The organism is Streptomyces sp. NPDC050732, from assembly GCF_040654255.1.
GTDB lineage: Bacteria > Actinomycetota > Actinomycetes > Streptomycetales > Streptomycetaceae > Streptomyces.
Genome location: NZ_JBFAHP010000002.1, coordinates 283,650 through 309,129 on the forward strand (window position 1 = coordinate 283,650; position 25,480 = coordinate 309,129).

The 25,480-nt window shown below is 68.7% G+C and carries 23 protein-coding genes; 10 read left to right on the top strand and 13 right to left on the bottom strand.

Annotation, left to right across the window (positions count from 1 at the left end):
* Positions 1 to 7: 7 nt before the first annotated feature.
* The 6 genes from gyrB to dnaA form a co-directional block, all read right to left on the bottom strand.
* Complete coding sequence (gene gyrB, locus AB0H82_RS03320) at positions 8 to 2,077, bottom strand: DNA topoisomerase (ATP-hydrolyzing) subunit B (protein ID WP_362988226.1); 2,070 nt, start codon at positions 2,075 to 2,077, stop codon at positions 8 to 10.
* Between the two features lie 265 nt (positions 2,078 to 2,342).
* A complete protein-coding gene (locus AB0H82_RS03325; protein WP_362988228.1) occupies positions 2,343 to 2,906 on the bottom strand; it encodes a DciA family protein in 564 nt (187 codons plus the stop codon).
* A complete protein-coding gene (recF, locus tag AB0H82_RS03330) occupies positions 2,903 to 4,024 on the bottom strand; it encodes a DNA replication/repair protein RecF (protein ID WP_362988230.1) in 1,122 nt (373 codons plus the stop codon). Before recF ends, AB0H82_RS03325 begins: the two co-directional genes overlap by 4 nt.
* 81 nt (positions 4,025 to 4,105) lie before the next feature.
* A complete protein-coding gene (gene gnd, locus AB0H82_RS03335; protein ID WP_223775665.1) occupies positions 4,106 to 4,990 on the bottom strand; it encodes a phosphogluconate dehydrogenase (NAD(+)-dependent, decarboxylating) in 885 nt (294 codons plus the stop codon).
* A gap of 89 nt (positions 4,991 to 5,079) precedes the next feature.
* Positions 5,080 to 6,210, bottom strand: coding sequence for a DNA polymerase III subunit beta (gene dnaN, locus AB0H82_RS03340; RefSeq protein ID WP_150169944.1), 1,131 nt, complete (start codon positions 6,208 to 6,210; stop codon positions 5,080 to 5,082).
* Positions 6,211 to 7,086: 876 nt separating this feature from the next.
* On the bottom strand, positions 7,087 to 8,946 hold the full coding sequence (gene dnaA / locus AB0H82_RS03345) for a chromosomal replication initiator protein DnaA (RefSeq protein ID WP_362988233.1): 1,860 nt from the start codon (positions 8,944 to 8,946) through the stop codon (positions 7,087 to 7,089).
* A gap of 367 nt (positions 8,947 to 9,313) precedes the next feature.
* Between dnaA and rpmH the strand changes: the two genes are divergently transcribed.
* From rpmH to AB0H82_RS03390, 9 genes are all read left to right on the top strand, one after another.
* Complete coding sequence (gene rpmH / locus AB0H82_RS03350) at positions 9,314 to 9,451, top strand: 50S ribosomal protein L34 (RefSeq protein ID WP_003949374.1); 138 nt, start codon at positions 9,314 to 9,316, stop codon at positions 9,449 to 9,451.
* Between the two features lie 21 nt (positions 9,452 to 9,472).
* The gene (gene rnpA / locus AB0H82_RS03355; protein ID WP_362988235.1) at positions 9,473 to 9,844 is read left to right on the top strand and encodes a ribonuclease P protein component; all 372 of its coding nucleotides are present in this window, start codon (positions 9,473 to 9,475) and stop codon (positions 9,842 to 9,844) included.
* Positions 9,841 to 10,197 (top strand): membrane protein insertion efficiency factor YidD, encoded by a 357-nt coding sequence (yidD, locus tag AB0H82_RS03360; RefSeq protein WP_362988237.1) that lies wholly within the window; start codon positions 9,841 to 9,843, stop codon positions 10,195 to 10,197. The genes rnpA and yidD overlap by 4 nt, the downstream gene beginning before the upstream one ends.
* A 3-nt stretch (positions 10,198 to 10,200) precedes the next feature.
* Positions 10,201 to 11,523 carry a membrane protein insertase YidC gene (yidC, locus tag AB0H82_RS03365; protein ID WP_362988239.1) on the top strand — a complete coding sequence of 441 codons (1,323 nt, stop codon included), beginning with the start codon at positions 10,201 to 10,203 and terminating at the stop codon, positions 11,521 to 11,523.
* 14 nt (positions 11,524 to 11,537) lie between these two features.
* Positions 11,538 to 12,053, top strand: a complete 516-nt coding sequence (locus AB0H82_RS03370) for a R3H domain-containing nucleic acid-binding protein (RefSeq protein WP_362988241.1) — start codon at positions 11,538 to 11,540, stop codon at positions 12,051 to 12,053.
* 115 nt (positions 12,054 to 12,168) lie between these two features.
* Complete coding sequence (rsmG, locus tag AB0H82_RS03375) at positions 12,169 to 12,885, top strand: 16S rRNA (guanine(527)-N(7))-methyltransferase RsmG (RefSeq protein WP_362988243.1); 717 nt, start codon at positions 12,169 to 12,171, stop codon at positions 12,883 to 12,885.
* A gap of 295 nt (positions 12,886 to 13,180) precedes the next feature.
* Entirely contained in the window at positions 13,181 to 14,257 is a 1,077-nt protein-coding gene (locus tag AB0H82_RS03380) for a ParA family protein (RefSeq protein ID WP_362988245.1), read from the top strand.
* Positions 14,254 to 15,369 carry a ParB/RepB/Spo0J family partition protein gene (locus AB0H82_RS03385; protein WP_362988247.1) on the top strand — a complete coding sequence of 372 codons (1,116 nt, stop codon included), beginning with the start codon at positions 14,254 to 14,256 and terminating at the stop codon, positions 15,367 to 15,369. The genes AB0H82_RS03380 and AB0H82_RS03385 overlap by 4 nt, the downstream gene beginning before the upstream one ends.
* A gap of 309 nt (positions 15,370 to 15,678) precedes the next feature.
* The gene (locus AB0H82_RS03390; RefSeq protein ID WP_362988249.1) at positions 15,679 to 16,296 is read left to right on the top strand and encodes a GNAT family N-acetyltransferase; all 618 of its coding nucleotides are present in this window, start codon (positions 15,679 to 15,681) and stop codon (positions 16,294 to 16,296) included.
* A 49-nt stretch (positions 16,297 to 16,345) separates the two neighbouring features.
* Here AB0H82_RS03390 and AB0H82_RS03395 read toward each other — a convergent pair whose 3' ends face one another.
* Complete coding sequence (locus AB0H82_RS03395; protein WP_362988251.1) at positions 16,346 to 17,320, bottom strand: WYL domain-containing protein; 975 nt, start codon at positions 17,318 to 17,320, stop codon at positions 16,346 to 16,348.
* A gap of 135 nt (positions 17,321 to 17,455) precedes the next feature.
* Between AB0H82_RS03395 and AB0H82_RS03400 the strand changes: the two genes are divergently transcribed.
* The gene (locus AB0H82_RS03400; protein ID WP_362988322.1) at positions 17,456 to 17,851 is read left to right on the top strand and encodes a RidA family protein; all 396 of its coding nucleotides are present in this window, start codon (positions 17,456 to 17,458) and stop codon (positions 17,849 to 17,851) included.
* A gap of 93 nt (positions 17,852 to 17,944) precedes the next feature.
* On the opposite strand, the gene trxA is transcribed toward AB0H82_RS03400, so the two are convergent.
* The 6 genes from trxA to murJ form a co-directional block, all read right to left on the bottom strand.
* Entirely contained in the window at positions 17,945 to 18,277 is a 333-nt protein-coding gene (gene trxA, locus AB0H82_RS03405; protein ID WP_362988253.1) for a thioredoxin, read from the bottom strand.
* Between the two features lie 43 nt (positions 18,278 to 18,320).
* Positions 18,321 to 19,298, bottom strand: coding sequence for a thioredoxin-disulfide reductase (gene trxB / locus AB0H82_RS03410; RefSeq protein ID WP_362988255.1), 978 nt, complete (start codon positions 19,296 to 19,298; stop codon positions 18,321 to 18,323).
* Between the two features lie 171 nt (positions 19,299 to 19,469).
* Complete coding sequence (locus AB0H82_RS03415; protein ID WP_362988257.1) at positions 19,470 to 20,420, bottom strand: hypothetical protein; 951 nt, start codon at positions 20,418 to 20,420, stop codon at positions 19,470 to 19,472.
* The gene (gene sigM / locus AB0H82_RS03420) at positions 20,417 to 21,151 is read right to left on the bottom strand and encodes an RNA polymerase sigma factor SigM (protein WP_362988259.1); all 735 of its coding nucleotides are present in this window, start codon (positions 21,149 to 21,151) and stop codon (positions 20,417 to 20,419) included. The genes AB0H82_RS03415 and sigM overlap by 4 nt, the downstream gene beginning before the upstream one ends.
* 42 nt (positions 21,152 to 21,193) lie before the next feature.
* Complete coding sequence (locus AB0H82_RS03425; RefSeq protein ID WP_362988261.1) at positions 21,194 to 22,906, bottom strand: protein kinase family protein; 1,713 nt, start codon at positions 22,904 to 22,906, stop codon at positions 21,194 to 21,196.
* Between the two features lie 118 nt (positions 22,907 to 23,024).
* The gene (gene murJ / locus AB0H82_RS03430) at positions 23,025 to 25,457 is read right to left on the bottom strand and encodes a murein biosynthesis integral membrane protein MurJ (RefSeq protein WP_362988263.1); all 2,433 of its coding nucleotides are present in this window, start codon (positions 25,455 to 25,457) and stop codon (positions 23,025 to 23,027) included.
* Positions 25,458 to 25,480 lie beyond the last annotated feature (23 nt).

A 25,480-nucleotide genomic window follows, 5' to 3' on the forward strand; every position in this document is an offset into this window, starting at 1 on the left:
GGCCGACTCAGATGTCGAGGAAACGGACGTCCTTGGCATTGCGCTGGATGAACGAGCGCCGTGCCTCGACGTCCTCTCCCATCAGCACCGAGAAGAGGTCGTCGGCCTGTGCCGCGTCGTCCAGGGTCACCTGGCCGAGCACGCGGTGCTCCTGGTCCATCGTCGTGATGCGGAGCTCCTCGGCGTTCATCTCGCCGAGACCCTTGAAGCGCTGGACCGAGTCGTCCCTGATGCGCTTGCCGGCCTGGCGGCCGAGCTCCACCAGGGCGTCGCGCTCTCGGTCGGAGTACGCGTACTGGAAGTCGTCCCGCGACCACTTGATCTTGTAGAGCGGCGGGCGCGAGAGGTAGATGTGCCCGTGCTCGACCAGCGGCCGCATGAAGCGGAAGAGGAATGTCAGGAGCAGCGTGTTGATGTGCTGGCCGTCGACGTCGGCGTCCGCCATCAGGATGATCTTGTGATAGCGGAGCTTCTCGATGTCGAAGTCCTCGTGCACACCGGTGCCGAAGGCCGAGATGAGGGCCTGGACTTCCTGGTTGTGCAGGATCTTGTCGACGCGCGCCTTCTCGACGTTCAGGATCTTGCCTCGGATGGGCAGGATCGCCTGGTACATCGGGTCGCGGCCGGACTTCGCCGAACCACCGGCGGAGTCACCCTCGACGATGAAGATCTCGCACTTCGTGGGGTCGTTCGACTGGCAGTCGCTGAGCTTGCCGGGCAGGGACGCCGTCTCCAGGAGGCCCTTGCGGCGGGTCAGGTCGCGCGCCTTGCGGGCGGCCACGCGCGCGGTGGCGGCCTGGATGCCCTTGCGGATGATGTCCGCGGCCTCGTTCGGGTTCCGGTCGAACCAGTCCGTGAGGTGCTCGTGGACGACCTTCTGGACGAAGGTCTTCGCCTCCGTGTTGCCCAGCTTGGTCTTCGTCTGGCCCTCGAACTGGGGCTCGCCGAGCTTGACCGAGATGATCGCCGTCAGGCCCTCGCGGACGTCCTCGCCCGTGAGGTTGTCGTCCTTCTCGCGGAGGAGCTTCTTCTCGCGCGCGTAGCGGTTCACGAGGCCTGTCAGCGCGGCCCTGAAGCCCTCTTCGTGCGTACCGCCCTCGTGCGTGTGGATCGTGTTCGCGAAGGAGTACACACCCTCGGTGTACTGCGAGTTCCACTGCATCGCGATCTCGACCGAGAGCATGCGCTCCTTGTCCTCGGCCTCGACGTCGATGACGGTCGGGTGAACGACCTCACCCTTGCGCGAGTTGAGGTACTTCACGAAGTCGACGATGCCGCCTTCGTAGTGGTACGTCACCGTGCGGGGCTCGGCGGCCTCGTCGTCGGTCGCCTCGGCCGAGTCGGCGCCCGCCGTGGCCTTCGCCGAGTCGCGCTCATCAGTGAGTTTGATCGTCAAACCCTTGTTGAGGAACGCCATCTCCTGGAAGCGCCGCGCCAGCGTCTCGAAGGAGTACTCGGTCGTCTCGAAGACGTCCGGGTCGGCCCAGAAGGTGACCGTGGTGCCCGACTCATCGACCCGCTCGTGCTTGGACAGCGGGGCCGTCGGCACACCCTGCTTGTAGTCCTGGGTCCAGCGGTAGCCGTCGCGCTTGATGTCGACGGCGAGCTTGGTCGAGAGAGCGTTCACCACGGAGACGCCGACGCCGTGCAGACCACCGGAGACGGCGTAGCCACCGCCGCCGAACTTGCCGCCCGCGTGCAGCACGGTCAGGACGACCTCGACGGCGGGCTTCTTCTCCACGGGGTGCATGTCGACCGGGATGCCTCGGCCGTTGTCGACCACGCGCACGCCGCCGTCCGGGAGGATCGTGACGTCGATCGTGTCCGCGTGGCCGGCGAGGGCCTCGTCCACGGAGTTGTCCACGACTTCCTGCACCAGGTGGTGCAGGCCGCGCTCACCGGTAGAACCGATGTACATGCCGGGTCGCTTGCGGACCGCGTCCAGACCCTCGAGGACGGTGATCGCGCTGGCGTCGTACGAGGGCGGTGCCTCGACGTTCTCGCCGGCGGCGGTGGACGGGATGTTCTCGTTGGGGTTGCCGGAATCGGCCACGAAGCGCCCTTTCTGGCACAGCACAAGCCAAGCTCCCGGCGGTGGCCGGAGCGGCTGCGTCGTTCAGCAATAGTCAGCGTTGCTCGGTGCGTCCCACAAGTGGGGCGGGATTAGCTTCCAGTCTACCGGTAGCGCTGACAGTGATGGGGGTTTGCCGGTACCTGAGTCCTCATGTGCCGCCCTGAACCGGCCTCGGCCGACTCCCCATATGCGGCCCAGGGCTCCAGAACGCTCACAGCGGCACTCAGCGCTTCGAGCCGTCAACCGCCAGCAACCGTCACCGACGGGCTCAGCCGTAGGTGTCGCCGGGGCCTGTGCTACCGGGTGCGCGCAAGGGGCCGAAGCGGCGCGGGGGGCCTCCGGGGCCGAGCACCTTGATGAGGCGCACGGTGCCGTGGCCCAGGTCCTCGTTGAGGCGTGCGACCAGCTGGGGGGCCATGAGACGCAGCTGGGTGGCCCACGCCGTGGAGTCGCACTGCACGGTCAGGACGCGCTCGTCCTCGTCGTACCGCTGCGGTACGCAGTGGTTGGCCAGGTCGTCGCCGACGATCTGCGGCCAGCGGCCCATCACGCCGCCCACCGCGGCCGGCGTCTCCCAGCCGCGCTCGGTGATCAGACGGTTGATCGCGGAACCGAGCGGCAGCGGATCGCGCCCGTCGGCGCGCGCGCCGGACCGCAGTCCGCCGCGCCGGGCCTGCTTCTTCTGCTGCGCGGCGTCCCCACGCGCGCGTGCCTGTTCCTTGGCAGCACGCAGGGCGACCCTGGCGAGGTCGACGCCGGAGGGCTCGGGTGTCTTCGGGGTCCCCGCGGCAGTGTCCTTGGGGGCGCCCTCGGCAGGCTCCTGGGCGCTCATACGCGGTCCACCGCGCCGTCCGCCACCGTGAACCGTGTGCCGGTGAGCACTCCCGGCACGTCGTCGTCGACCGCGGCGGTGACCAGCACCTGTTCACCGGGGGCCACCAGCTCCGCGAGCCGCTCCCTGCGGCGGGCGTCCAGCTCCGCGAAGACGTCGTCGAGTACGAGCACCGGCTCGTTGCCCTCGGCCCTGAGCAGGTCGTACGAGGCCAGGCGCAGCGACAGGGCGTACGACCAGGACTCGCCGTGGCTCGCGTACCCCTTCGCGGGGAGCTGTCCCAGCTTCAGCAGCAGGTCGTCACGGTGCGGGCCGATCAGGGTGACGCCCCGCTCGATCTCCTGTTTGCGGGCCTCTTCGAGGGCGGCGATCAGCTGCTCGTAGAGCGCCTCGCGGGTGTGTCCGTCGCCGGGTGCCGACGGCTTGTACTCCAGGGAGACGGGGCCGCCGCCGGGCGCCAGCTGTTCGTACGCCTTGTCGGCCAGCGGCTGCAGCGCGGAGATCAGGTCGAGCCGCTGGGCGAGCAGCTCGGCTCCCGTGCGCGCGAGGTGCTGGTCCCAGACGTCGAGCGTGGAGAGGTCCATGGAGCGGCCGCCGTGGCGCCTGGCGAGCGCTGCCGACTTCAGGAGGGTGTTGCGCTGCTTCAGGACCCGGTCGTAGTCGGACCGGACCCCGGCCATGCGCGGGGAGCGGGCGGTGATCAGCTCGTCGAGGAAGCGCCGGCGCTCACCGGGGTCGCCCTTGATCAGCGCGAGGTCCTCCGGCGCGAACAGCACCGTGCGGACGATGCCCAGCACGTCGCGCGGTCTGACCTGCGACGATCTGTTGATGCGGGCGCGGTTGGCGCGTCCGGGGTTGAGTTCGAGCTCGACGAGCTGGGATCGCTCGCCCTGCGTGACGGCGGCCCGGATGACGGCGCGCTCCGCGCCCATACGGACGAGCGGGGCGTCCGAGGAGACCCGGTGGCTGCCGAGCGTGGCGAGATAGCCGACGGCCTCGACGAGGTTGGTCTTGCCCTGTCCGTTCGGGCCCACGAACGCGGTGACGCCCGGGTCGAGAGGGACCTCGACCCGGGCGTACGAGCGGAAGTCGGCCAGCGAGAGATGCGTGACGTGCATGGTGTGCGCCGACCTCCCCCGGCCTACTTCACTTGCTGAGAGGCCTGTGCACAACGGCTGCGGTTGCGCACAGGCTGTGGATCAGTGCTCGCTCTTGGACTCCACCGCGTGGCCGCCGAACTGGTTGCGCAGCGCGGCGATCATCTTCATCTGCGGCGAGTCGTCCTGGCGCGAGGCGAACCGGGCGAAGAGCGAGGCCGTGATCGCGGGCAGCGGCACGGCGTTGTCGATGGCGGCCTCCACCGTCCACCGGCCCTCTCCGGAGTCCTGTGCGAAGCCGCGCAGCTTCTCCAGGTGCTCGTCGTCGTCCAGGGCGTTGACCGCGAGGTCGAGCAGCCAGGAACGGATGACCGTGCCCTCCTGCCAGGAGCGGAAGACCTCACGGACGTCCGTGACCGAGTCGACCTTCTCCAGGAGCTCCCAGCCCTCGGCGTAGGCCTGCATCATGGCGTACTCGATGCCGTTGTGGACCATCTTCGCGAAGTGGCCCGCTCCGACCTTGCCCGCGTGCACGGAGCCGAAGTCGCCCTCGGGCTTCAGGGCGTCGAAGATGGGCTGCACCTTGGCGACGTCGTCCTTGTCGCCGCCGTACATCAGGGCGTAGCCGTTCTTGAGGCCCCAGACGCCGCCGGAGACGCCGCAGTCGACGAAGCCGATGCCCTTGGCCTTCAGTTCCTCGGCGTGCTTCTCGTCGTCGGTCCAGCGGGAGTTTCCGCCGTCCACGACGACGTCACCGGGCTGCAGCAGCTCGGAGAGTTCGTCGATGGTGGACTGGGTCGCGGCCCCTGCCGGGACCATCACCCACACCACTCGCGGGCCCTTGAGTTTGCCCACAAGCTCTTCGAGGCTGGGGACATCCGCGAGGTCCGGGTTGCGGTCGTATCCGATGACGGTGTGACCTGCGCGGCGGATGCGCTCGCGCATGTTGCCGCCCATCTTGCCGAGGCCGACGAGACCGAGCTCCATCAGAGGTTCCTTCACTAGCGAGGTGGCGTTACGGCACTTTCGTACCTGCGTCCGAGCCTACGCCCGGACGCACGCTCACACCTGTGGGCTCAGCCGCTCAGACGTACAGGCATGATCAGGTACTTGTAGGCCTCGTCCGCCTCGGCGTCCACGGCCGGCTTGCCGCTCAGCAGCGCGGGCTTCGTCGACGTGGTGAAGGAGAGCTGGGCGACCGGCGAGTCGATGGCGCTCAGACCGTCGAGCAGGAACGTCGGGTTGAAGGCGATGGAGATGTCGTCGCCGTCCAGCTGGGCGTCGACCCTTTCCACAGCCTGTGCGTCGTCGCTGGAGCCCGCCTCCAGGATCAGCACGCCCTGCTCGAAGCTGAGCCGCACCGGAGTGTTGCGCTCGGCCACCAGGGCCACACGCTTGACGGCCTCTACGAAGGGGGCGGTTTCGATCACCGCGACCGAGTTGAACTCGGTGGGGAACAGCGTGCGGTACTTCGGCAGGTCGCCCTCAAGGAGACGCGTCGTCGTACGCCGACCGGCGCCCTCGAAGCCGATGAGGCCCTCGCCGGCACCCGAGCCGGACAGGGCCAGGGTGACCGTGTCGCCGCTCGTGAGGGCCTTGGCGGTGTCCAGGAGCGTCTTGGCGGGCACCAGGGCCACCGCGGACGCCTCGGGGTTCTCCGGCTTCCACAGGAACTCACGGACCGCGAAGCGGTAGCGGTCGGTGGAGGCCAGGGTGACCGTGTCGCCCTCGATCTCGATGCGCACACCGGTCAGCACCGGCAGCGTGTCGTCGCGGCCTGCGGCGATGGCCACCTGGGAGGCGGCGGAGGCGAAGACCTCACCGGGGACGGTGCCCGTGGCGGTCGGCATCTGCGGCAGCGCGGGGTACTCCTCCACAGGAAGCGTGTGGAGTGTGAAGCGCGAGGAGCCGCAGACGACCGTCGCCCGTACACCGTCTGTGGAGATCTCCACCGGGCGGTTGGGGAGGGCGCGGCAGATGTCCGCGAGCAGCCGGCCCGACACGAGGACGGTGCCTTCCTCGTCGATCTCGGCGTCCACCGAGACGCGTGCCGAGACCTCGTAGTCGAAGCTCGACAGGCTCAGTGCGCCTTCCTCGGCCTTCAGCAGCAGGCCTGCGAGGACGGGCGCAGGCGGCCGGGCCGGGAGGCTGCGCGCCGCCCAGGCCACCGCCTCCGCGAGTACGTCGCGTTCAACCCGGATCTTCACCTAAGCCGCCCTCCTGCTGTTGCTGGCTGCTCTCGCCCGCTGGGCCTGTGGCCCTCGTCGTCTGACTCGGTGTCTCTCAGCCATGCCGTGGGAAGGACACCGGGGACCAGTCTGACGCACTGCACTGACAGTCGGTGCCTGTCGGGGTCAAGTCGTGCCGAGCGGTGTCGGAGCTCCGGAGCGAGAGTTGTGCACAGCCCCAGCTTCGAAACCATTTCCCCGGTCTCTCTAGTTGGGAGTAGTAGTAGGGGCTGTGGAAACCGTGGATAACCGCGAAAGCGCTGGTCAGGCCCGGTTTTTTATCCACTGACCCTGTGGGCGGCACCGGTGGACAACCAGGTGTTTCTGTGGACGGGCGAAAGTTCTGCACACCCGGTGCACAGGCAGGGGCCACTTCTCCCCAGCGCTGTCCCCAGCTTTACCCAGCTTCCCCACAGGCCAACCGACCACCTTGGTGTGACGCCTTTCACTCGACCCGGTGAGAAGGCGCGTCACGTTGCCGAACAGTGGACAGGCGTGTGGAGAAGCTGGGGAAAGCTGGGGACAACGACCCCGAGCCTGTGGGCCGCCGGTGGACAACTCCATGCACACCCTGTGGACGAGATTTTCCTCCACAGCCTGTGGACAGTCTCCGTCCACGAATCCACAGACACCTGACCTGGACTGATGATCTCTCAGCAGCGCCCCCTGTGGACAGTGTCTGGACAACTTCCCCCTCCCCAGGGTGTGGAAGGGAAAAAGTCGGCAGATCTGTGGAGAACAGCCGCCTGATCAGGGGAAATCGAACAGCGAAGAACCGCATGCACGCGTGCCGACATCAAAAAGGCGCCCCAGGAGGAGTCCTGGAGCGCCCTCAGCGACGTTCTACAGAGGCTGTCAGCCGTTCTTGATGCGGTTCGTGAGCTCGGTGACTTGGTTGTAGATCGAGCGTCGCTCAGCCATCAGCGCGCGGATCTTGCGGTCCGCGTGCATGACCGTCGTGTGGTCGCGGCCGCCGAACTGCGCCCCGATCTTCGGCAAGGAGAGGTCGGTCAGCTCCCGGCACAGGTACATGGCGATCTGGCGCGCCGTCACCAGCACGCGGCTGCGCGAGGATCCGCACAGGTCGTCCACCGTCAGCCCGAAGTAGTCGGCCGTCGCCGCCATGATGGCCGGCGCGGTGATCTCCGGAGCCGCGTCCTCACCGCCGGGGATGAGGTCCTTGAGGACGATCTCCGTGAGACCCAGGTCCACGGGCTGCCGATTGAGCGACGCGAACGCGGTGACCCGGATCAGCGCGCCCTCCAGCTCACGGATGTTCCGCGAGATGCGCGAGGCGATGAACTCCAGGACCTCCGGGGGGGCGTTGAGCTGCTCCTGCACCGCCTTCTTACGGAGGATCGCGATACGCGTCTCCAGCTCCGGCGGCTGGACGTCGGTGATCAGACCCCACTCGAAGCGGTTGCGCAGCCGGTCCTCAAGGGTGACCAGCTGCTTGGGCGGCCGGTCACTGGAGAGCACGATCTGCTTGTTCGCGTTGTGGAGCGTGTTGAAGGTGTGGAAGAACTCCTCCTGCGTCGACTCCTTGTCCGCGAGGAACTGGATGTCGTCGACGAGCAGGATGTCCATCTCGCGGTAGCGCTTGCGGAAGCTGTCGCCCTTGCCGTCGCGGATGGAGTTGATGAACTCGTTCGTGAACTCCTCCGAGCTCACGTAGCGCACGCGCGTGCCGGGGTACAGGCTGCGGGCGTAGTGCCCGATCGCGTGCAGCAGATGCGTTTTGCCGAGACCCGACTCCCCGTAGATGAAGAGGGGGTTGTACGCCTTCGCGGGCGCCTCCGCGACAGCGACCGCGGCCGCGTGTGCGAAACGGTTCGACGCGCCGATGACGAAGGTGTCGAAGAGGTACTTCGGGTTGAGGCGCGCGGTGGGCTCACCGGGGCCCGTGGCGGGCGCCGGCTGCGCGGCCAGCGGCCCGGGGGCGCCGCTCGACGAGGTGGGGCCGACAGGACCGCCCCGGTGGACGCCGCCGCCGCGCGGCCCGCCGGGCGGCTCGGACATGTCGTGGCGCTCGCGCCGGTCCTGCGGCTCGGGACGCCGCTGCTCGTACGGCGAACGGTCCTGCGGAGGCTGCGAGCGGTAGTCGTGCTGCGGCTGCTGGACCGGGTTCGCGTACGGATCACGGTCGGGGTAGGCGAGCCGCGGCTGCTGCCAGCCGTAGTCGTCCTGCGGCTGCGGCCAGGCGCCGGGGCCCGGGCGCTGGTACTCCGGGTAGGCCGGGCGCGCGGTCGGCAGCTGGTCGGACCGGGAGTCGCCCTGGTGTTCGTCCGCGGGGCGACGGCCGTAGTTCTCGTACGTCTCACGCCCCTGGCCGGAGGTGGGCGGCAGCTCGGGCTCTTCGTAGCGCTGCTGCTGGTGGTTGTGCTGTTGCTGTGTGTGCTGGTGCTGCATGGGCGGCGTCGGCGGGCCCGCGGGTTCACCCACGGAGTCGTCGACGGTGATGGCGATGCGGATCGGGCGTCCGCATTCGCGGCTCAGCGTCTCGCTGACCACCGGGGCCAGGCGGCCTTCCAGTACGCCCTTGGCGAATTCGTTCGGAACGGCGAGCAGGGCGGTGTCGGCCACGAGCGCCAGGGGCTGGCAGCTCCGGAGCCACCGCTCGTCCTTCGCCTCGACTCCCTGCCCGCGGCCCTCACCCAGCAGATGTTCCAGAACTCGTGGCCACACTGCGGCAAGATCGGCAGGTACGTCAGCCACAGGGCACGCTCTCTCACGGGGTCCCACGAACGTGTGGTTCGCGGGACGGAAATCGGGATGGGGAGGGGGAAGGGAACGAATCGGAGTTCCGTCACGGTAGTCAGGGCGACGGCTGCGGTTCAAGTTGTTGTCCACAGGCTGTGCACAGTGTCTCCCCTCGTTGGCCGGTTTGACCGGATGGCGTAGCCCCGCGTACCGTGACCAGGTCGAGTTGTCGATGGCTGCTGCCGCCTGCCTCCGATGGGCAAAGATCACGATCTGTGATTGTGAAGCGGTGCACTCGGTGCGTATTCGCGAGCTTCTCGTGGGCGCACGGTGACAGCCAGGCGATGTCCCGCCACCAACGAATCATTTCTGGAGCCCCCGAGTGAGCAAGCGCACCTTCCAGCCGAACAACCGTCGTCGCGCCAAGACCCACGGCTTCCGGCTGCGCATGCGCACCCGTGCCGGCCGCGCGATTCTCGCGTCCCGCCGTGGCAAGGGTCGCGCCCGCCTGTCCGCCTGATCTCGATCAGGTCATGACGTCGTGCTGCCTACCGAGCATCGGCTGAGGCGGCGCGAAGACTTCGCGACCGCGGTACGCCGAGGACGCCGGGCCGGACGCCCGCTTCTCGTCGTCCATCTACGTAGCGGTGCAACGGACCCGCACGTGCCAGGGGAGAACCTTCCCCCGACACGTGCGGGTTTCGTCGTGAGCAAGGCCGTGGGTGGAGCGGTCGTACGCAACACCGTGAAGCGCAGACTCCGTCACCTCATGCGCGACCGGTTGGCCCTGGTGCCCCCCGGTAGCCTGGTAGTAGTACGAGCGCTGCCCGGAGCGGGTGACGCCGACCATGCACAGCTGGCCCGAGACCTGGACGCCGCCTTGCAGCGGCTGCTGGGAGGGGGCGCGCGATGAAGTACCCGCTGCTGGCTCTGATCAAGCTGTACCAGTGGACGATCAGTCCGCTTCTGGGCCCGGTGTGCAAGTACTACCCATCGTGTTCCCGTTACGGCTACCTGGCCATCGACCGGCACGGTGCGATCAAGGGAACGGCGCTCACCGGCTGGCGCATCCTGCGGTGCAATCCGTGGTCGCTCGGTGGTGTCGACCATGTTCCGCCGCGCAAGCGTCCGCGGTGGCACGAGATGCTGCGCGCCGCCTGGCGCGAACGCAAGGGCGGGCCCTCCGCCGCAAGCGCGCCGACCGGGGAGATCCCCCCGGGGTCGGCCGCCGAGACCGAGACCCCGTCCCATGCTCAAGGAGCCTGATTAGTGGACACGATTGCCAGTCTCTTCAGCTTTATCACGACACCAGTCTCGTGGGTCATCGTCCAGTTCCACTCGGTGTACGGGAAGCTCTTCGGCCCCGACACGGGCTGGGCCTGGGGCCTGTCCATCGTGTCCCTGGTGATCCTGATCCGGATCTGCCTGATCCCGCTCTTCGTGAAGCAGATCAAGGCCACTCGGGCGATGCAGACGCTGCAGCCCGAGATGAAGAAGATCCAGGAGCGCTACAAGAGCGACAAGCAGCGCCAGTCCGAAGAGATGATGAAGCTGTACAAGGAGTCGGGTACCAACCCGCTCTCCTCGTGCCTTCCCATCCTGGCGCAGTCGCCGTTCTTCTTCGCCCTGTACCACGTGCTCAACGGCATCGCGACGGGCAAGGAGATCGGCGTCATCGACGGCCCGCTCCTGGAGAGCGCGCGTAAGGCGCACATCTTCGGGGCCCCGCTGGCCGCGAAGTTCATGGACAGCGCCGACAAGGTCGCCTCGCTCGGTGCCACGCTGACCGACGTCCGCGTCGTCACCGCCCTCATGATCGTCCTGATGTCGGCCTCGCAGTTCTTCACCCAGCGCCAGCTGATGACGAAGAACGTCGACACCACGGTCAAGACGCCGTTCATGCAGCAGCAGAAGATGCTGATGTACGTCTTCCCGATCATGTTCGCCATCTTCGGCATCAACTTCCCCGTGGGTGTCCTCGTCTACTGGCTGACCACCAACGTGTGGACCATGGGCCAGCAGATGTTCGTGATCCGCAGGAACCCCACCCCGGGCTCCAAGGCCCAGGCCGCCTTCCTGGAGCGCCTGCAGAAGCAGGTCACGCACAACAAGAAGGTGCGCGGGCGCGGCAACACGAACGTGATCAAGGCGATCGTCGCCAAGGGCCGGGACCGCAACGAGTTCGAGCGGAAGTTCATCAACGGTCTGACCAAGGCAGGTCTCGCGGCTCAGGCCGACGGCACCGTGGTGGAGAGTGACACCTCCGTCGTCACCGAGACCGAGGACGGCACTCCCGGCGGCGCCCCGAAGCGGCAGCAGCCCAAGCGCCAGAGCAAGTCCAAGCGTCAGGCAGCCCCCACGCAGGCCGCGGGCGGCGCCACCAAGGCGGAGGAGCCCGCCGACGCGAAGACGTCGCTGGAGAAAACCGCGGCCGAGCCCGCAGGTGACTCCGGCGCCTCCCCCCAGACCAAGCAGGCCGGTGGCAACAACAAGCAGGGCAACAAGCCCGGCTCCGGTCAGCGCAGCCGTGCCAAGTCGGGACAGCAGCGCAAGGGCCAGCAGCGGCCCAAGCACCCGTCCTCCAAGAAGTAGAAGGAGCCCATCCCGTGACGGAAGGCACCACCACCTCCGCCGCAGCTGAGGCCGGCGACACCCTCACCCGCCTTGAGCAGGAGGGGGAGATCGCGGCGGACTACCTTGAGGGTCTGCTGGACATCGCCGACCTCGATGGCGACATCGACATGGATGTCGAGGCCGACCGTGCCGCTGTGTCGATCATCAGCGACAGCGGCAGCCGTGACCTGCAGAAGCTGGTCGGCCGTGACGGTGAGGTTCTGGAGGCCCTCCAGGAGCTCACGCGTCTCGCCGTGCACCGTGAGACCGGTGACCGCAGCCGCCTGATGCTGGACATCGGTGGCTACCGCGCCAAGAAGCGCGAGGAGCTCTCGGAGCTGGGCGCCAAGGCCGCGGCCGAGGTGAAGAGCAGCGGTGAACCGGCCAGGCTTGAGCCGATGACGCCGTTCGAGCGCAAGGTCGTGCACGACGCGGTCAAGGCCGCCGGCCTGCGCAGCGAGTCCGAGGGCGAGGAGCCGCAGCGCTTCGTCGTCGTACTCCCCGCCTGATCGCGCCCCAGCGTTTTCCGGCCCCGTCTGTTCGCAGGCGGGGCCGGTCTTTGTCAGCCTGATGAACAGCCACCGACAGACAGCCACCCCAGTGCGGTACGGAAGGACGGTCCCCGTGACGGAGGCAGCGGAGCTCCCCCCGGCGCCGGAAGAAGCCCGGACGGTATTCGGTGATCGCTTCTCGGACGCGGTCCGGTACGCGGAACTGCTGGCCGACGCGGGCGTCCAGCGCGGCCTGATCGGTCCCCGCGAAGTGCCGCGGCTGTGGGAGCGGCACCTGCTGAACTGCGCCGTGCTGTCCGAGGTCGTGCCTGAAGGCGTCACGGTGTGCGATGTCGGCTCCGGTGCCGGGCTGCCGGGCATCCCGCTGGCCCTCGTCCGGCCGGACCTGAAGATCACGCTCCTTGAGCCGTTGCTGCGGCGCACGAACTTCCTCACCGAAGTCGTCGAACTGCTCGGTCTCGACCATGTGACGGTCGTGCGAGGCCGGGCCGAGGAAGTGCTCGGCAAGCTTCCTCCCGTCCACGTGGTGACCGCGCGGGCCGTGGCTCCGCTGGACCGCCTGGCGGCCTGGGGCGTCCCGCTGCTGCGCCCGTACGGAGAGATGCTGCTCCTCAAGGGAGACACCGCAGAGGAAGAGGTCAAGGCGGCAGGCGCCGCCCTGAGCAAGCTCGGCGCCGTGGACACCTCCGTGCTGCACGTCGGTGAGGGAGTGGTGGACCCGCTGTCCACCGTCGTACGGGTCGAGGTCGGGGAGAGCCCCGGCGGTGTGCGCTTCGCGGCGAAGCGCGCCAAGGCCGCTCGCACCGGACGCACGCGCCGGCGCCGCTGAGCCTTCACGGCCATGTGTTCGTGCCGTCATTGATCCGTCCTGACGACGAGCCGTACTCCACAAAAGCTGTCAAACGTACGCATACCGGGGTGTCGCACCAGCGGCACCCCGGCTTCCGTGCATCGTGTTTCACGTGAAACGTCGCTCACTGCTGCATGGCATCATCAATCGCGGCCGCGCTGCGGAACCTCGCGACCGTCGACCACTCGGTTCCCTCGATAAGGGCACGGAGTTGTCCACAGAGGTGGATTCATCCACAGAAGACCGGGCCTCGCTGGTTCATGACCCTCAAAGCATGGGAGGCTCTGTTCATTGCGAGCCTGATGTCGAGGAGAGTGAATCGTTGCGGTCCGACGCCAACATCGCGGGACCGATGACCGATCCGGTCCCCGGTCCCCGTACCGAATCGGCGGGGGAGGATGTTTCACGTGAAACACCGACCCCGATGGACGACACACCCATCGGTCGTGCTGCCCAACTTGCGGTGGAAGCACTCGGCCGCGCAGGCGAGGGCCTGCCCCGCCCCGAGCAGACCCGCGTCATGGTGGTCGCCAACCAGAAGGGCGGGGTGGGCAAGACGACGACGACCGTCAATCTCGCCGCCTCGCTCGCCCTGCACGGCGCACGCGTCCTGGTGATCGACCTCGACCCACAGGGCAACGCCTCGACAGCGCTCGGTATCGACCACCACGCCGAGGTGCCGTCCATCTACGACGTACTGGTCGAGAGCAAGCCGCTCGCCGGGGTCGTCCAGCCGGTCCCCGACGTGGAGGGTCTCTTCTGCGCCCCAGCGACCATCGATCTCGCCGGTGCGGAGATCGAGCTCGTGTCGCTGGTGGCACGGGAGAGCCGACTGCAGCGGGCTATCCAGGCATACGAGCAGCCGCTGGACTACATCCTCATCGACTGCCCGCCGTCGCTCGGCCTGCTGACAGTCAACGCCATGGTGGCCGGCGCGGAGGTGCTGATCCCCATCCAGTGCGAGTACTACGCACTGGAAGGACTCGGCCAGCTCCTGCGCAACGTCGACCTGGTGCGGGGACACCTCAACCCGAACCTGCACGTGTCGACGATCCTGCTGACCATGTACGACGGCAGGACCCGGCTCGCCTCCCAGGTGGCGGACGAGGTGCGCAACCACTTCGGCGACGAGGTCCTGCGGACGAGCATCCCGCGGTCGGTCCGTATCTCCGAGGCCCCGAGTTACGGCCAGACGGTGCTCACCTACGATCCAGGATCGAGCGGTGCCCTCTCGTACTTCGAAGCAGCACGCGAGATCGCGCTGCGCGGAGTCGGAGTGCGCTACGACGTCCAGCACGCCCACATGGGCGCTCAGAACGACCAGCACAGCATGACGGAGGGGATGCAGTGAGCGAGCGACGCAGAGGACTGGGGCGAGGCCTCGGTGCCTTGATCCCTGCGGCCCCGACGGAGAAGCAGCCCCCGCAGAGCACGAGCGGAGCCTCCACGTCTCCCTCGGCGGTGCCGGTGCTGACCGCCGAGCGAGGCGTGGCGGCCGCGAAGGTGACGGCACTCCCGCAGAGCCCTGTTTCACGTGAAACAGTGGAGCCGCCACAGCAAGCCGCGGAGACGCCGGAGAACCAGTCAGTGGCCGGCGCGTACTTCGCCGAGCTGCCGCTCGACTCCATCTCCCCCAACCCGCAGCAGCCGCGCGTGGTCTTCGACGAGGACGCTCTCGCCGAGCTGGTGACCTCCATCAAGGAGGTCGGCCTTCTCCAGCCGGTCGTCGTACGGCAGCTGGGCCCCGCACGCTACGAGCTCATCATGGGCGAGCGGCGCTGGCGGGCCTGCCGTGAGGCGGGCCTGGAGCGCATCCCCGCCATCGTGCGGGCCACGGACGACGAGAAGCTCCTCCTGGACGCGCTGCTGGAGAACCTGCACCGCGCCCAGCTGAACCCGCTGGAAGAGGCCGCCGCCTACGACCAGCTACTCAAGGACTTCAACTGCACGCACGACCAGCTGGCGGACCGCATCGGCCGGTCCCGCCCGCAGGTCTCCAACACCCTGCGTCTGCTGAAGCTTTCGCCGACGGTGCAGAACCGGGTCGCGGCCGGAGTCCTCTCCGCGGGGCACGCCCGAGCGCTGCTCTCCGTCGAGGACTCGGAGGAGCAGGACCGCCTCGCCCACCGGATCGTGGCCGAAGGGCTCTCGGTGCGTGCCGTCGAGGAGATCGTGACCCTGATGGGTTCGCGGCCGCAGCGCGCTCCGAAGGCGAAGGGACCGCGCGCCGGTGCCCGGCTGTCGCCGGCGCTGAGCACCCTCGCCACCCGGCTCTCCGACCGGTTCGAGACCCGGGTGAGGGTGGACCTGGGCCAGAAGAAGGGGAAGATCGTCGTTGACTTCGCCTCTCTTGAGGACCTGGAGCGCATCCTCAGCACGCTGGCTCCGGGCGAGGGCCCGGTCCTGAAGAACGGGCTGGCCGAAGACGATTCGGACGAAGCCTCCGAGGACGACAAGGCCTGACCCACAGGGACAGCAGCGCCGCGAAAGCGGGCCGTGTCCGGTCTGTACCGGAACACGGCCCGCTCTTTGCTTTCTGGCGGTTTCGATGCAATCTCATCGTGGATACGATGCGTTCAGGTATGGCGCATCCACCTGGCGGCACCTCATTGGGGAGGCGGGGGCCATGCGATCGATGAGCCGCACCGGACTGATGACAGCGGGCCTCGGGCTGGGAGCGGTCGGCGGCTTCGTCGGCAGCCTGCTCAAGGAACGCAGCGCGCTGACAGCCGCCCGTAGTGCGGCGGCCGATGGAAGTGAGGAACCGCCTTCATGGGGCGTCGGCTCGTACCGCTCACACTGGACAACCTCCCGGACCTTCCCAAGCGTTGCAGGACCTGCGTCTTCTGGGAGTTGGACCCGGTCAGTGGCGAAGCGGCGGTAAAGGCAGGAACTCCCGACCTGGAGAAGGAGGCGTGGATCTCCGCCGTCCTCCTGGAGTGGGGCTCCTGCGGCCGGGTCGTCTACGTGGACGACGTACCGGTGGGCTTCGTGCTCTACGCACCCCCGGCCTACGTCCCCCGCTCCACGGCGTTCCCCACGAGCCCCGTGTCGCCGGATGCCGTTCAGCTGATGACAGCGTGGATCATGCCCGGCTACCAAGGACAGGGGCTTGGGCGGGTGATCGTGCAGACCGTGGCGAAGGATCTGCTGCGCAGAGGGTTCAAGGCGATCGAGGCCTTCGGGGACGCGCGGTGGGAGAAGCCGGCGTGTGTGCTGCCCGCGGAGCACCTTCTGGCGGTGGGCTTCAAGACGGTCCGCCCACACCCCTCCTATCCGAGGCTGAGGCTCGAACTGCGTACGACGCTCTCCTGGAAGGAAGACGTCGAGCTGGCGCTCGACCGGCTGCTGGGAGCAGTGCAGAAAGAGCCGGCGCTCCGGCCGCTGTGAACCGAGGATCCGGGGGTGGGGGCCCACGAGGGGCCTCGGGACGCTGTCCTCAGGACGATTCTCCGTAGTGGGCGGCCATCGCGGCTGCGCGGTCGCGCAGGGACGCGCGCACTGACTCCGGGGCCAGGGCTTCCGCGTCCGTGCCGAGTTGCCACAGCGCCCATTCGGCATGTCGTGAGTCCTGGTAGGTCACCTGCAGCCGCAGTCGGCCGTCTGCGTCGGGTTCTTCCGCGCGGACGGCCAGCGCGGTGTCCAGCAACTCCTCGCGTCGCGCCGGGTCCACCCGCACCAACACGGTGATGTGGGCGCTGTCCGAGAGGAACTGCGCGGAGCGTTCCCGCCAGATCCTGTCCAGGTCGACCTGGGCCGGTCGCTGCGCCGCCTCGGAGAGTGCCTCGGCGGCCAGTACCCGCGTCAGGCGGTAGGTGCGGTCCGCGCCGGCTCTCGTGGCCAGCAGGTAGGCCCGGTCGCGAACGGTGACCAGGCCGATCGGGTCCACCGTGCGCCATTGTGGCGCCTGGCCCGTGGCCGCGTAGTGGATGCGCAGCTTGCGCCCTGCGAGCACCGCACGCCGCACTTCGATCATCGCGCTGTCGACCACCTCTTCGGAGGCCAGCCGGCGGGAGAGCAGGTCGGTCTCGGGGTCCACGAGGAATCGTTGGGCCGCGTCGCTCGCGGTGGCCCGGTGGCTTTCGGGCAGTGCGTCGACCACCTTCCGCATGGCCGAGGCGAGCGCCGAGCTGAGGCCGAACACCTGCTCGCCGCGCCCCGAACCGGCGGTCAGCAGAGCAAGGGCCTCGTCGTGGTTCAGGCCGGTGAGTTCGGTCCGGAAGCCGGGCGACAACGCGAAACCGCCGTGTCGGCCGCGTTCGGCGTAGACCGGGACACCGGCCGTGGACAGCGCCTCGATATCGCGCAGCACGGTGCGGGTGGATACCTCCAGCTCGCGGGCGAGTGTGTCCGCCGTCAGCCGACCTCGCTGACGCAGCAGCAGCACCAGCGAGACCAACCGGTCGGCGCGCATGCGGGAACGTTATCGAAATACGTGACCAAGGATGTCGTGAATTGTTGCGAGGCTCTGTGCCACGACGTCGAAGCCGGCGGCTGATGAGCCGATGGCCGTACGTACCCCCGTGATGCGAATGGAGCTGACGTGGCAATGGAACGAACGGCGATCAACCCGGTGACGTGGTCGGTCGAGATGGGGTTCAACCAGGGTGAAGTCGTCTCAGGGCATACCCGGACGCTGTTCATCTCGGGGCAGACCGCGATGAGCGACGAGGGCAAGCCTCAGCATGAGGGCGACATGGCGGCACAGTTGGCGCTGAGCGCCGACAACCTGGAGGCGGTGCTCAGTGAAGCCGGCATGTCGCTCGCGAACATCGTCCGGCTGAACGTCTACACGACCGATGTCGATCTGCTCTTCCAGCACTACGACGTGCTGGCAGGGCGGCTGGGAGCCGCCGGGGTGGCGCCGACCACCACGATGCTCGGGGTGACGCGGCTGGCGATCCCGGGTCAGCTGGTCGAGCTTGAGGGGACAGCTGTCGCGTGATGTGAATCGCCGAGTATCCGGCCGCTGAAAGGCGAATGGACCAGCCCCTCGGGGACTGGTCCATTCGTGTTTCACGTGAAACATCGCCACTGACTACTCGGCGATGAAGTCCTCCAGGTCCCTCACGATGGCCGCCTTCGGCTTGGCGCCGACGATGGTCTTGGCGACCTCGCCGCCCTTGTAGACGTTCAAGGTCGGGATCGACATGACGCCGTACTTGGCGGCTGTGCCGGGGTTCTGGTCGATGTTGAGCTTGACGATCTCGATCTTGTCGCCGTACTCCTCCGCGATGGCCTCCAGGGAGGGGGCGATCTGGCGGCACGGGCCGCACCAGTCGGCCCAGAAGTCCACCAGTACGGGCTTGTCGCTCTTCAGGACGTCTTCCTCAAAGGAGTCGTCCGTCACGTTCTTCAGGTTGCCGGCCACTGCGGCTCCTCATTTCTCGGGGTGGGGCGGGTCGAAGTAAAGATCAGACGCTGGCGGTCGGCGTCTTCTCGGGCTCGGGGGCCTCGGCGTCGGACAGCGCCGCCAGGAAGCGCTCGGCGTCGAGAGCGGCGGAGCAGCCGGTGCCCGCCGCCGTGATCGCCTGACGGTACGTGTGGTCGACCACGTCGCCGGCGCCGAAGACACCGGTCAGGTTCGTCCGGGTGGAGGGCGCGTCGACCTTCAGGTAGCCCTCGTCGTCCAGCTGCAGCTGGCCCTTGAAGAGCTCCGTGCGCGGGTCGTGGCCGATCGCGATGAACAGGCCCGTCACCGGCAGGTCGGACGTCTCGCCGGTCTTCAGGTTGCGCAGCGTCAGGCCGGAGAGCTTCTGCTCGCCCTTGATCTCGGCGACCTCGCTGTCCCAGACGAACTTGATCTTCGGGTCGGCGAAGGCGCGGTCCTGCATCGCCTTGGAGGCACGCAGAGTGTCGCGGCGGTGCACGATCGTGACGGACTTGGCGAAGCGCGAGAGGAAGGTGGCCTCCTCCATCGCGGTGTCGCCGCCGCCGATCACGGCGATGTCCTGGTCCTTGAAGAAGAACCCGTCGCAGGTGGCGCACCAGGAGACGCCGCGTCCGGAGAGGGCGTCCTCGTTCGGCAGGCCGAGCTTGCGGTGCTGGGAGCCGGTGGTGACGATGACGGTCTTCGCGTGGTGCACGGTGCCGGCGGTGTCCGTCACGGTCTTGATCTCACCGGTGAGGTCGACAGCGACGACGTCGTCGGGGACGAGCTCGGCACCGAAGCGCTCGGCCTGGGCCCGCATGTTGTCCATGAGCTCGGGGCCCATGACACCGTCCTGGAAGCCCGGGAAGTTCTCCACCTCGGTGGTGTTCATCAGCGCACCGCCGGCGGTGACGGCGCCCTCGAACACCAGCGGCTTCAGCGACGCGCGCGCGGTGTAGAGCGCCGCCGTGTAGCCGGCGGGCCCGGAGCCGATGATGATCACGTTACGGACGTCGGTCACGGCTTGATTCCTCGTCTCTGGGGACTGCTGCGTACTGCTGCGGGTGCCTGTCTCAGGACTCTCACCCCACCCAACGGATCCTACGGGGCTTGCATTCCCGGACGTGTCCGAGCGCACGGAAGTGTGTCAGGACGAGGAGTGCCATGGGCCACAGGACCGTCGGCCGTGGCGTCAGCCCTGCGGGTAGGCGTGCGTCGCGAGGACCTTGCCCGCGGCGGGTGAGGATTTGCCCACGCAGGCGGCGTCGACGACGTACGCCGACACCTTGGTGCTGTCCGAGTCATGGGGCACGACGACGAGGTAGGCACGCTTGCCCTCGTACGAGCCCTCTTCGGCGGCGAGTGGTGTCTTGGTCCCGATGCCGCGCTGGATACAGTCCGGCACCTGGGCCGCCCGCAGCGGAGAGGTCTTCTTGGGGGACTGTGGGCTGGAGCGGGTGTCGATCCCGCCGGTCTCCTTGACGGAGTTCTTCTTGAGGAGATCCGCGACGCGGCCCTCAAGCTGTCCTTCGGAGAAGGAGTTCGCCGTGTCCCGTCGGTCCGGGGGCGTTCCGGCCGTCCCTCCGGAGTCGCCGCCCATGGTCTGGATCAGCAGAGTGCCGAGGCCGATGGCGGCCGCGGTGAAGACGGCGCCGAGCACCGTGGTGCGTCGACGTGTGGGACGCAGGCGGCTGCCGCGCCCCGGGCCGGTGGCCGCACGGGAATGTCCTGCGGGGCGGTCCGTGGCCCCTGACGGGCTGGAGGCGGACGTTGTTTCACGTGAAACACGCGCGGCGGCGGCCGCCGAGTGGCCAGTGGACGAAGAAGCAGCGACGCTCACGGACTCGGACACCGTGTCCTCAGAAGGAAGTCCTTCGGGGCTGGTGGAGTCCAGCAGCGCTTCGGCGGCGAGCGCCGCGTCGATGCGTCCGGCGACGTCGTCCGGCATGCGCGGAGGACCCGGCAGCGTACCGAGCATGCCCCGGATCTCCTCCAGGGAGGCGTAGACGTCGGCACAGAGCTCACAGCTGTCCAGGTGCCGTCGCACGTCGCTCGTGCGCGCAGGGGGGAGCAGGCCTTCGGTCAGATCGGAGATCTCGGCGACGTCCGGGTGCCCGCCCGCCGAGTCGGTCGCGGTTGTCACGCTCGCCCACCTCCGCCCTTCACGGCAGTTGAATCGCTTGGTCCTGCGTCCCGTGGCCCTGCTGCCGGTGGGACGGATGTCCCCTGCGTCCGGTTCCTTCCCCGGCCGGGCTTCTTACTCCCCTCTTCGGCGCCGCGGTCCTCGTCGCCGGGAGGCGGGCCCGTCCGCAGATGAGTGAGCAACGGCAGCAGTCTGGCTCTGCCGCGCGCGCAGCGGCTCTTGACCGTGCCCGTGGGGATGTCGAGGACGCGGGCGGCCTCGGCCACCGGGTAACCCTGCATGTCGACCAGCACGAGAGCGGCGCGTTGGTCGTGGGGAAGGGTGCCGAGAGCCTCCAGGAGCTCCCGGTGGAGGTCGCGCCGCTCGACCGGAGCCGCGGCCGACTCCTCGGGCTCCAGGAGCTGCTCAAGGCGCTCGGTGTCGTCGATCGGTGAGGTCTTGCGGGAGGCCGCCTTGCGCGCTCTGTCGAGGCAGGCGTTCACGGTGATGCGGTGCAGCCACGTCGTCACCGCGGACTGACCCCGGAACGTGTGCGCCGCGCGGTAGGCGGAGACCAAGGCGTCCTGCACCGCGTCAGCGGCCTCCTCGCGGTCTCCGAGGGTGCGCAGCGCGACGGCCCACAGTCGGTCGCGGTGGCGCCGCACCAGCTCGCCGAAGGCGTCCTTGTCGCCGGCGACATGAGCGGCGAGGAGGTCCTGATCGCTCAGGTCACCGTGCGCGGCGCTGTCCACCGTCGAACCCCCTCCCCCGGTGAGCTGTGGCGGGCCGATCCCTCAGCCCTTGAGCTGCACGTCCTTGATGGCTTGCTTGTACCCCGCCCCGTAGTACCCGTCGACGCCGGAGTTCGGGACTTCGGTCACCCAGAGGAGCACGAACTGCGACTTCACGGCCTTCTTGCCCTTGATCTTCACGGTGGTGCCGGACGTGGTGGCCGTGCCGATCTTCTTCATGGACGCGATGTCCGTCGAGGGGGACAGCGAATCCGTGGCGTACAGCGAGACCGTGGTGCGGTCGCCCCCGTACAGAAGGGACACCGACGCCTCGGAGACCTCCTGCTCCGAGCCGAGGTCGTAGACGATACCGACACCGGGCTTGAACGGGGCGAGCCGCGGCCCCTCCTTGAAGGTCTTCGTGCGCCAGAGCGAGGCGCGGTCCTTGTCGAAGGTGTGCGGGACGTTCTCCGGGTCCTGGGCGTTGCCCTCCAGGACGAGCTCCTGGCCGTTCTTGATGCTGACCGGCTTCTTGGGCTGGGGCTGTCCCTTGTCACCACCCGTCGTGGTGTTCGTCTTGCCCGGGTCGCTGGACTTCTCGCGGTCCATCAGGGCGTCCGCCAGCTGCCAGCTGCCGAGGCCGAGCGCGGCGATGAGCAGCGCGGAGACACCCCACTTGAGGGCCCTGCCGGTACGGCTCTGCAGCGGGGGCGGCGGGGTGGGCACGGGCTGAGTGATCCCCGGGTGGGCCGCGGGGCGGCCGTACGTGCCCTGCTGGTAGGTGGTGCGCTGGTACTCGGGCGGCGCGGTGAACGCGGGCTCAGGCGGGCGGATGCGGGGCATCTCACCGATGGCCTTCACCAGCTCCTCCGGCGTCGTGCACGGAGGTTCCTGGCGTGAAGCGGTCGCGCCGTCGTTGACGAGCGCGCGCATGGCGAGCTCCGACAGGCCCCGGTGGACGCCTGCGCGCACCTGGTCGGGCGCGATGAGCCCGACGCCCTTGGGCAGCCCGGAGAGGCCGTACGCGTCGTTCTCGTACGGCCAGCGCTGGGTCAGGGCGGCGTACAGGAGAGCGCCGATCGCCTCCGTGTCCGTGCGCTGCGGGGTCTCGGAGCTGATGCCGCGCAGCGCGGCGTTCACGGCGAGGCCGCGGATGCGGTACTGGCCCGTGGAGGTGCGCAGCACGGCGCTCGGGGTGAGCCGCAGGTGCGCGAGGCCCTCACGGTGCGCGGCGGCCATGGCCTGGGAGACCTGGCTGACGAGCTGGTAGGCGTCGTGTGCCTCAAGCGGGCTCGCCGCGAGGAGCGCGGTGAGCTCTGTGGCGTCCGGGAGCCACTCGTGGACGACGTAGACGAGTTCGTTCTCCTCGACGGCGTCCAGTACCTGTACGAAGCGCGGGTCGCCGAGCAGCGCCGAGGAACGGGCCGCCGCGAGGACCGAGCGGGCCCGCGGGTGGTCGGCGGGCAGAAGATGCACGCCGACAGCGCGGCGCAACTTCTCGTCGACCGCACGCCAACTGCTGAAACCGTCCAGACGGGTGACGCACTCTTCGAGCCGATAGCGTCTGGCGAGCTTGTGGCCACTGTGCAGTTCTGGGGGTGAGGACGCCTTAGGGCTCGTGGACCTGTCTGTCTCCGCCGCCTCTTCGTCTGCTGCCGTGTCCCGCTCCCGGGTCTGGGCCTCCCCGTCGGCCGTGGGCTGCTCCGCCTTGGCGGTCAGCGGCTCGTCACCGCTGTTGTCTGCCACGTCGACGGCAGCCGTGCTCCGTTCCGCCACCGTCGTTCCTGCCTCCCCATCCATTGCGCTTCGTCAGACGCCAAAGCCAATTGTGCCCACAGTCCGGCGCTATGCACGACACACGGTGGCCGGCGATGGTTGTGCGAACCTGCTGATCTCACCGACCGAGACGGCCGCGGACCATTCCGACCATGGAGTTGAGCTCCTCGATACGCATGCGCTTGGCGGCGATGAAGTAGACACCGAGCAGTACGGCACCGCCCGCGATCAGTGCGGCCAGCGAGCCGACCACGCCCTGTCCGAGCCCCTGCGTGACCGCGTACGCGGCACCGCCGCCGAGCAGCGCCGCGGGCAGCGAGGCGATACCGAGCCTGGCGTACGTACGCAGGACGCGAGAGCCGTCCAGGTCGCCGCCGAGCCGCTTCCGCAGCCGGCGCCAGGCGACACCCACGCCGATGGCGTACGCGAGGCCGTAGACGGCCGCCATGCCGGTGACGGCCCAGCGGGTCGGCAGAACGAAGTAGCAGGCCGCGGAGGCGGCGGCGTTCACGGCGGCGACGATGACCGTGTTGTAGAACGGCGTCCGCGTGTCCTCGTAGGCGTAGAAGGCACGCAGCACGACGTACTGCACGGAGTAGGGGATCAGGCCGAGGCCGAAGGCCATCAGCATGAAGCCCATGTTCGTGGCCTGCGGGCTGCCCGAGGAGCCGAAGATCAGGGTGCACATCGGGATGCCGAGCGCGACGAACCCGAAGGCGATCGGCACGATCGCGACAGCCGTCGTGCGCAGTCCCTGGGAGATGTCGTCACGGACGGAGCCGGTGTCCCCGTCGTTCGCGGAGCGGGCCAGCCTCGGCAGCAGCGCCGCCATCAGGGAGACCGTGATGATGGCCTGCGGGAGCCCCCAGATGAGCTGGGCGTTGGCGTAGGCCGCGAAACCGATGCCGCCCGTCTCGGGCTGGTCGACCGTGGCGGCGGTGGCCAGCTGGGTGACGACGAGGGCGCCCGCCTGGTTCGCCAGCACGAACAGGATCGTCCACTTGGCGAGCTTGGCGGCCTTGCCCAGGCCGTGGCCCTTCCAGTCGAAGCGCGGACGGAGCTTGAAACCGGTCTCGCGCAGGTACGGGATCATCGCCAGGGCCTGTACGACGAGACCGAGGAGGACACCGACGCCGAGGAGGCGCTCGGCCTCCGGCGGGATGCTCTGCACGGCCATGCCGGACGTCTCCGCCGTCCCGTAGACCCAGATGAACATGCCGAGCGTGGCGATGATGACGATGTTGTTCAGGACCGGCGTCCACATCATCGCGCCGAACCTGCCGCGGACGTTGAGGATCTGGCCCATCACCACGTGGATGCCCATGAAGAAGATCGAGGGCAGGAAGTAGCGCAGCAGGGTGGTGCCGACGTCGGTCGCCGCCGCGTTGTTGGCGACGGGAACGGACATCACCCGCACGAGTTGCGGGGCCAGCACGATGCCGAGGACGGTGAGCGCGGCGAGCGCCACCGTGACGAGCGTCAGCAAGCGATTGGCGTACGCCTCGCCGCCGTCCTCGTCCTCCTTCATGGAGCGCACCAGCTGCGGCACGAACACCGAGTTGAGGCCGCCGCCCACGGTGAGGATGTAGATCATCGTGGGGATCTGGTAGACGACCTGGAAGGTGTCGCCGAGCAGACCGACGCCGAGCGCCGAGACGATCAGGGCGGAGCGGATGAAGCCGGTGAGCCGCGAGACCAGTGTGCCCGCGGCCATGAGTGCGCTGGACTTCAGCAGGCTCGCCGCGCGGCCGCCGGACTTGGCAGCGGGCGCGGGCGCAGGCGCGGGTGCCTGGGCGGGAGCGGGCGCAGGGGCGGCCGCCGGGCCCGGCACGAGCGGCTGCTCGACGGCGGGCGGATAGCCGCCGTCGGTGGGCTGCTGGTAGCCGTCCCCCTGCTGATAGCCATGGTCCTGCTGGTAGGCGTTTCCCTGGGGGTAGCCGGTGCCTTGGGGGTAGCCGCCTTGCTGGTACTCGCCCTGCGGGTGCTGGTCCTGCGGGTACTGGCCTTGTTGGTAGCCGCCCTGCTGATAGCCACCCTGCTGGTACTCGTCCTGCTGGTAGGCGCTCTGCTGACCGTACCCACCGGCCTGCTGGTCGCGGAAGAGGTGAGCGAAGGCGTCCGGCTCGTGGTACTCCTCGCCGGCCTGGGTGACCAGGTCGTCGACGCCCACGAACTGCGTCGTGCGGGCATCGTCGCCGTAGGGGAGATGCCGGGTCGGCCCCTCCGGCTCGGGAGCCGGGGGCTGGGCCCACACGCGCGGGTCGGGGGCGTGCTCCGGGGTGGGCGGCTGGGCGTAGAGCGGCTGCTGCTGATAGGTCCCGGGCGGCGGCGGGGGGTGCGCCGCACGGTCGTAGAGCGCCTCGGTCACCGGATCCTGGGCGGAGAGGTCCTGCGCCCGGTAGGGATCCTGGTCATAGGCGTCCTGGAGATACACGTCCGGCGCCGGCTGCGGCGGCACCTGCCCGTGCTCGGGGGAGCCGGGCGGCGGGCCCTCGGACGAGGCGGAACCGCCCGCGCCCTGGCCACGGTCACCGTCGTACGGCGCGTTCATGGTTACCCCACCTCATCGTCCCC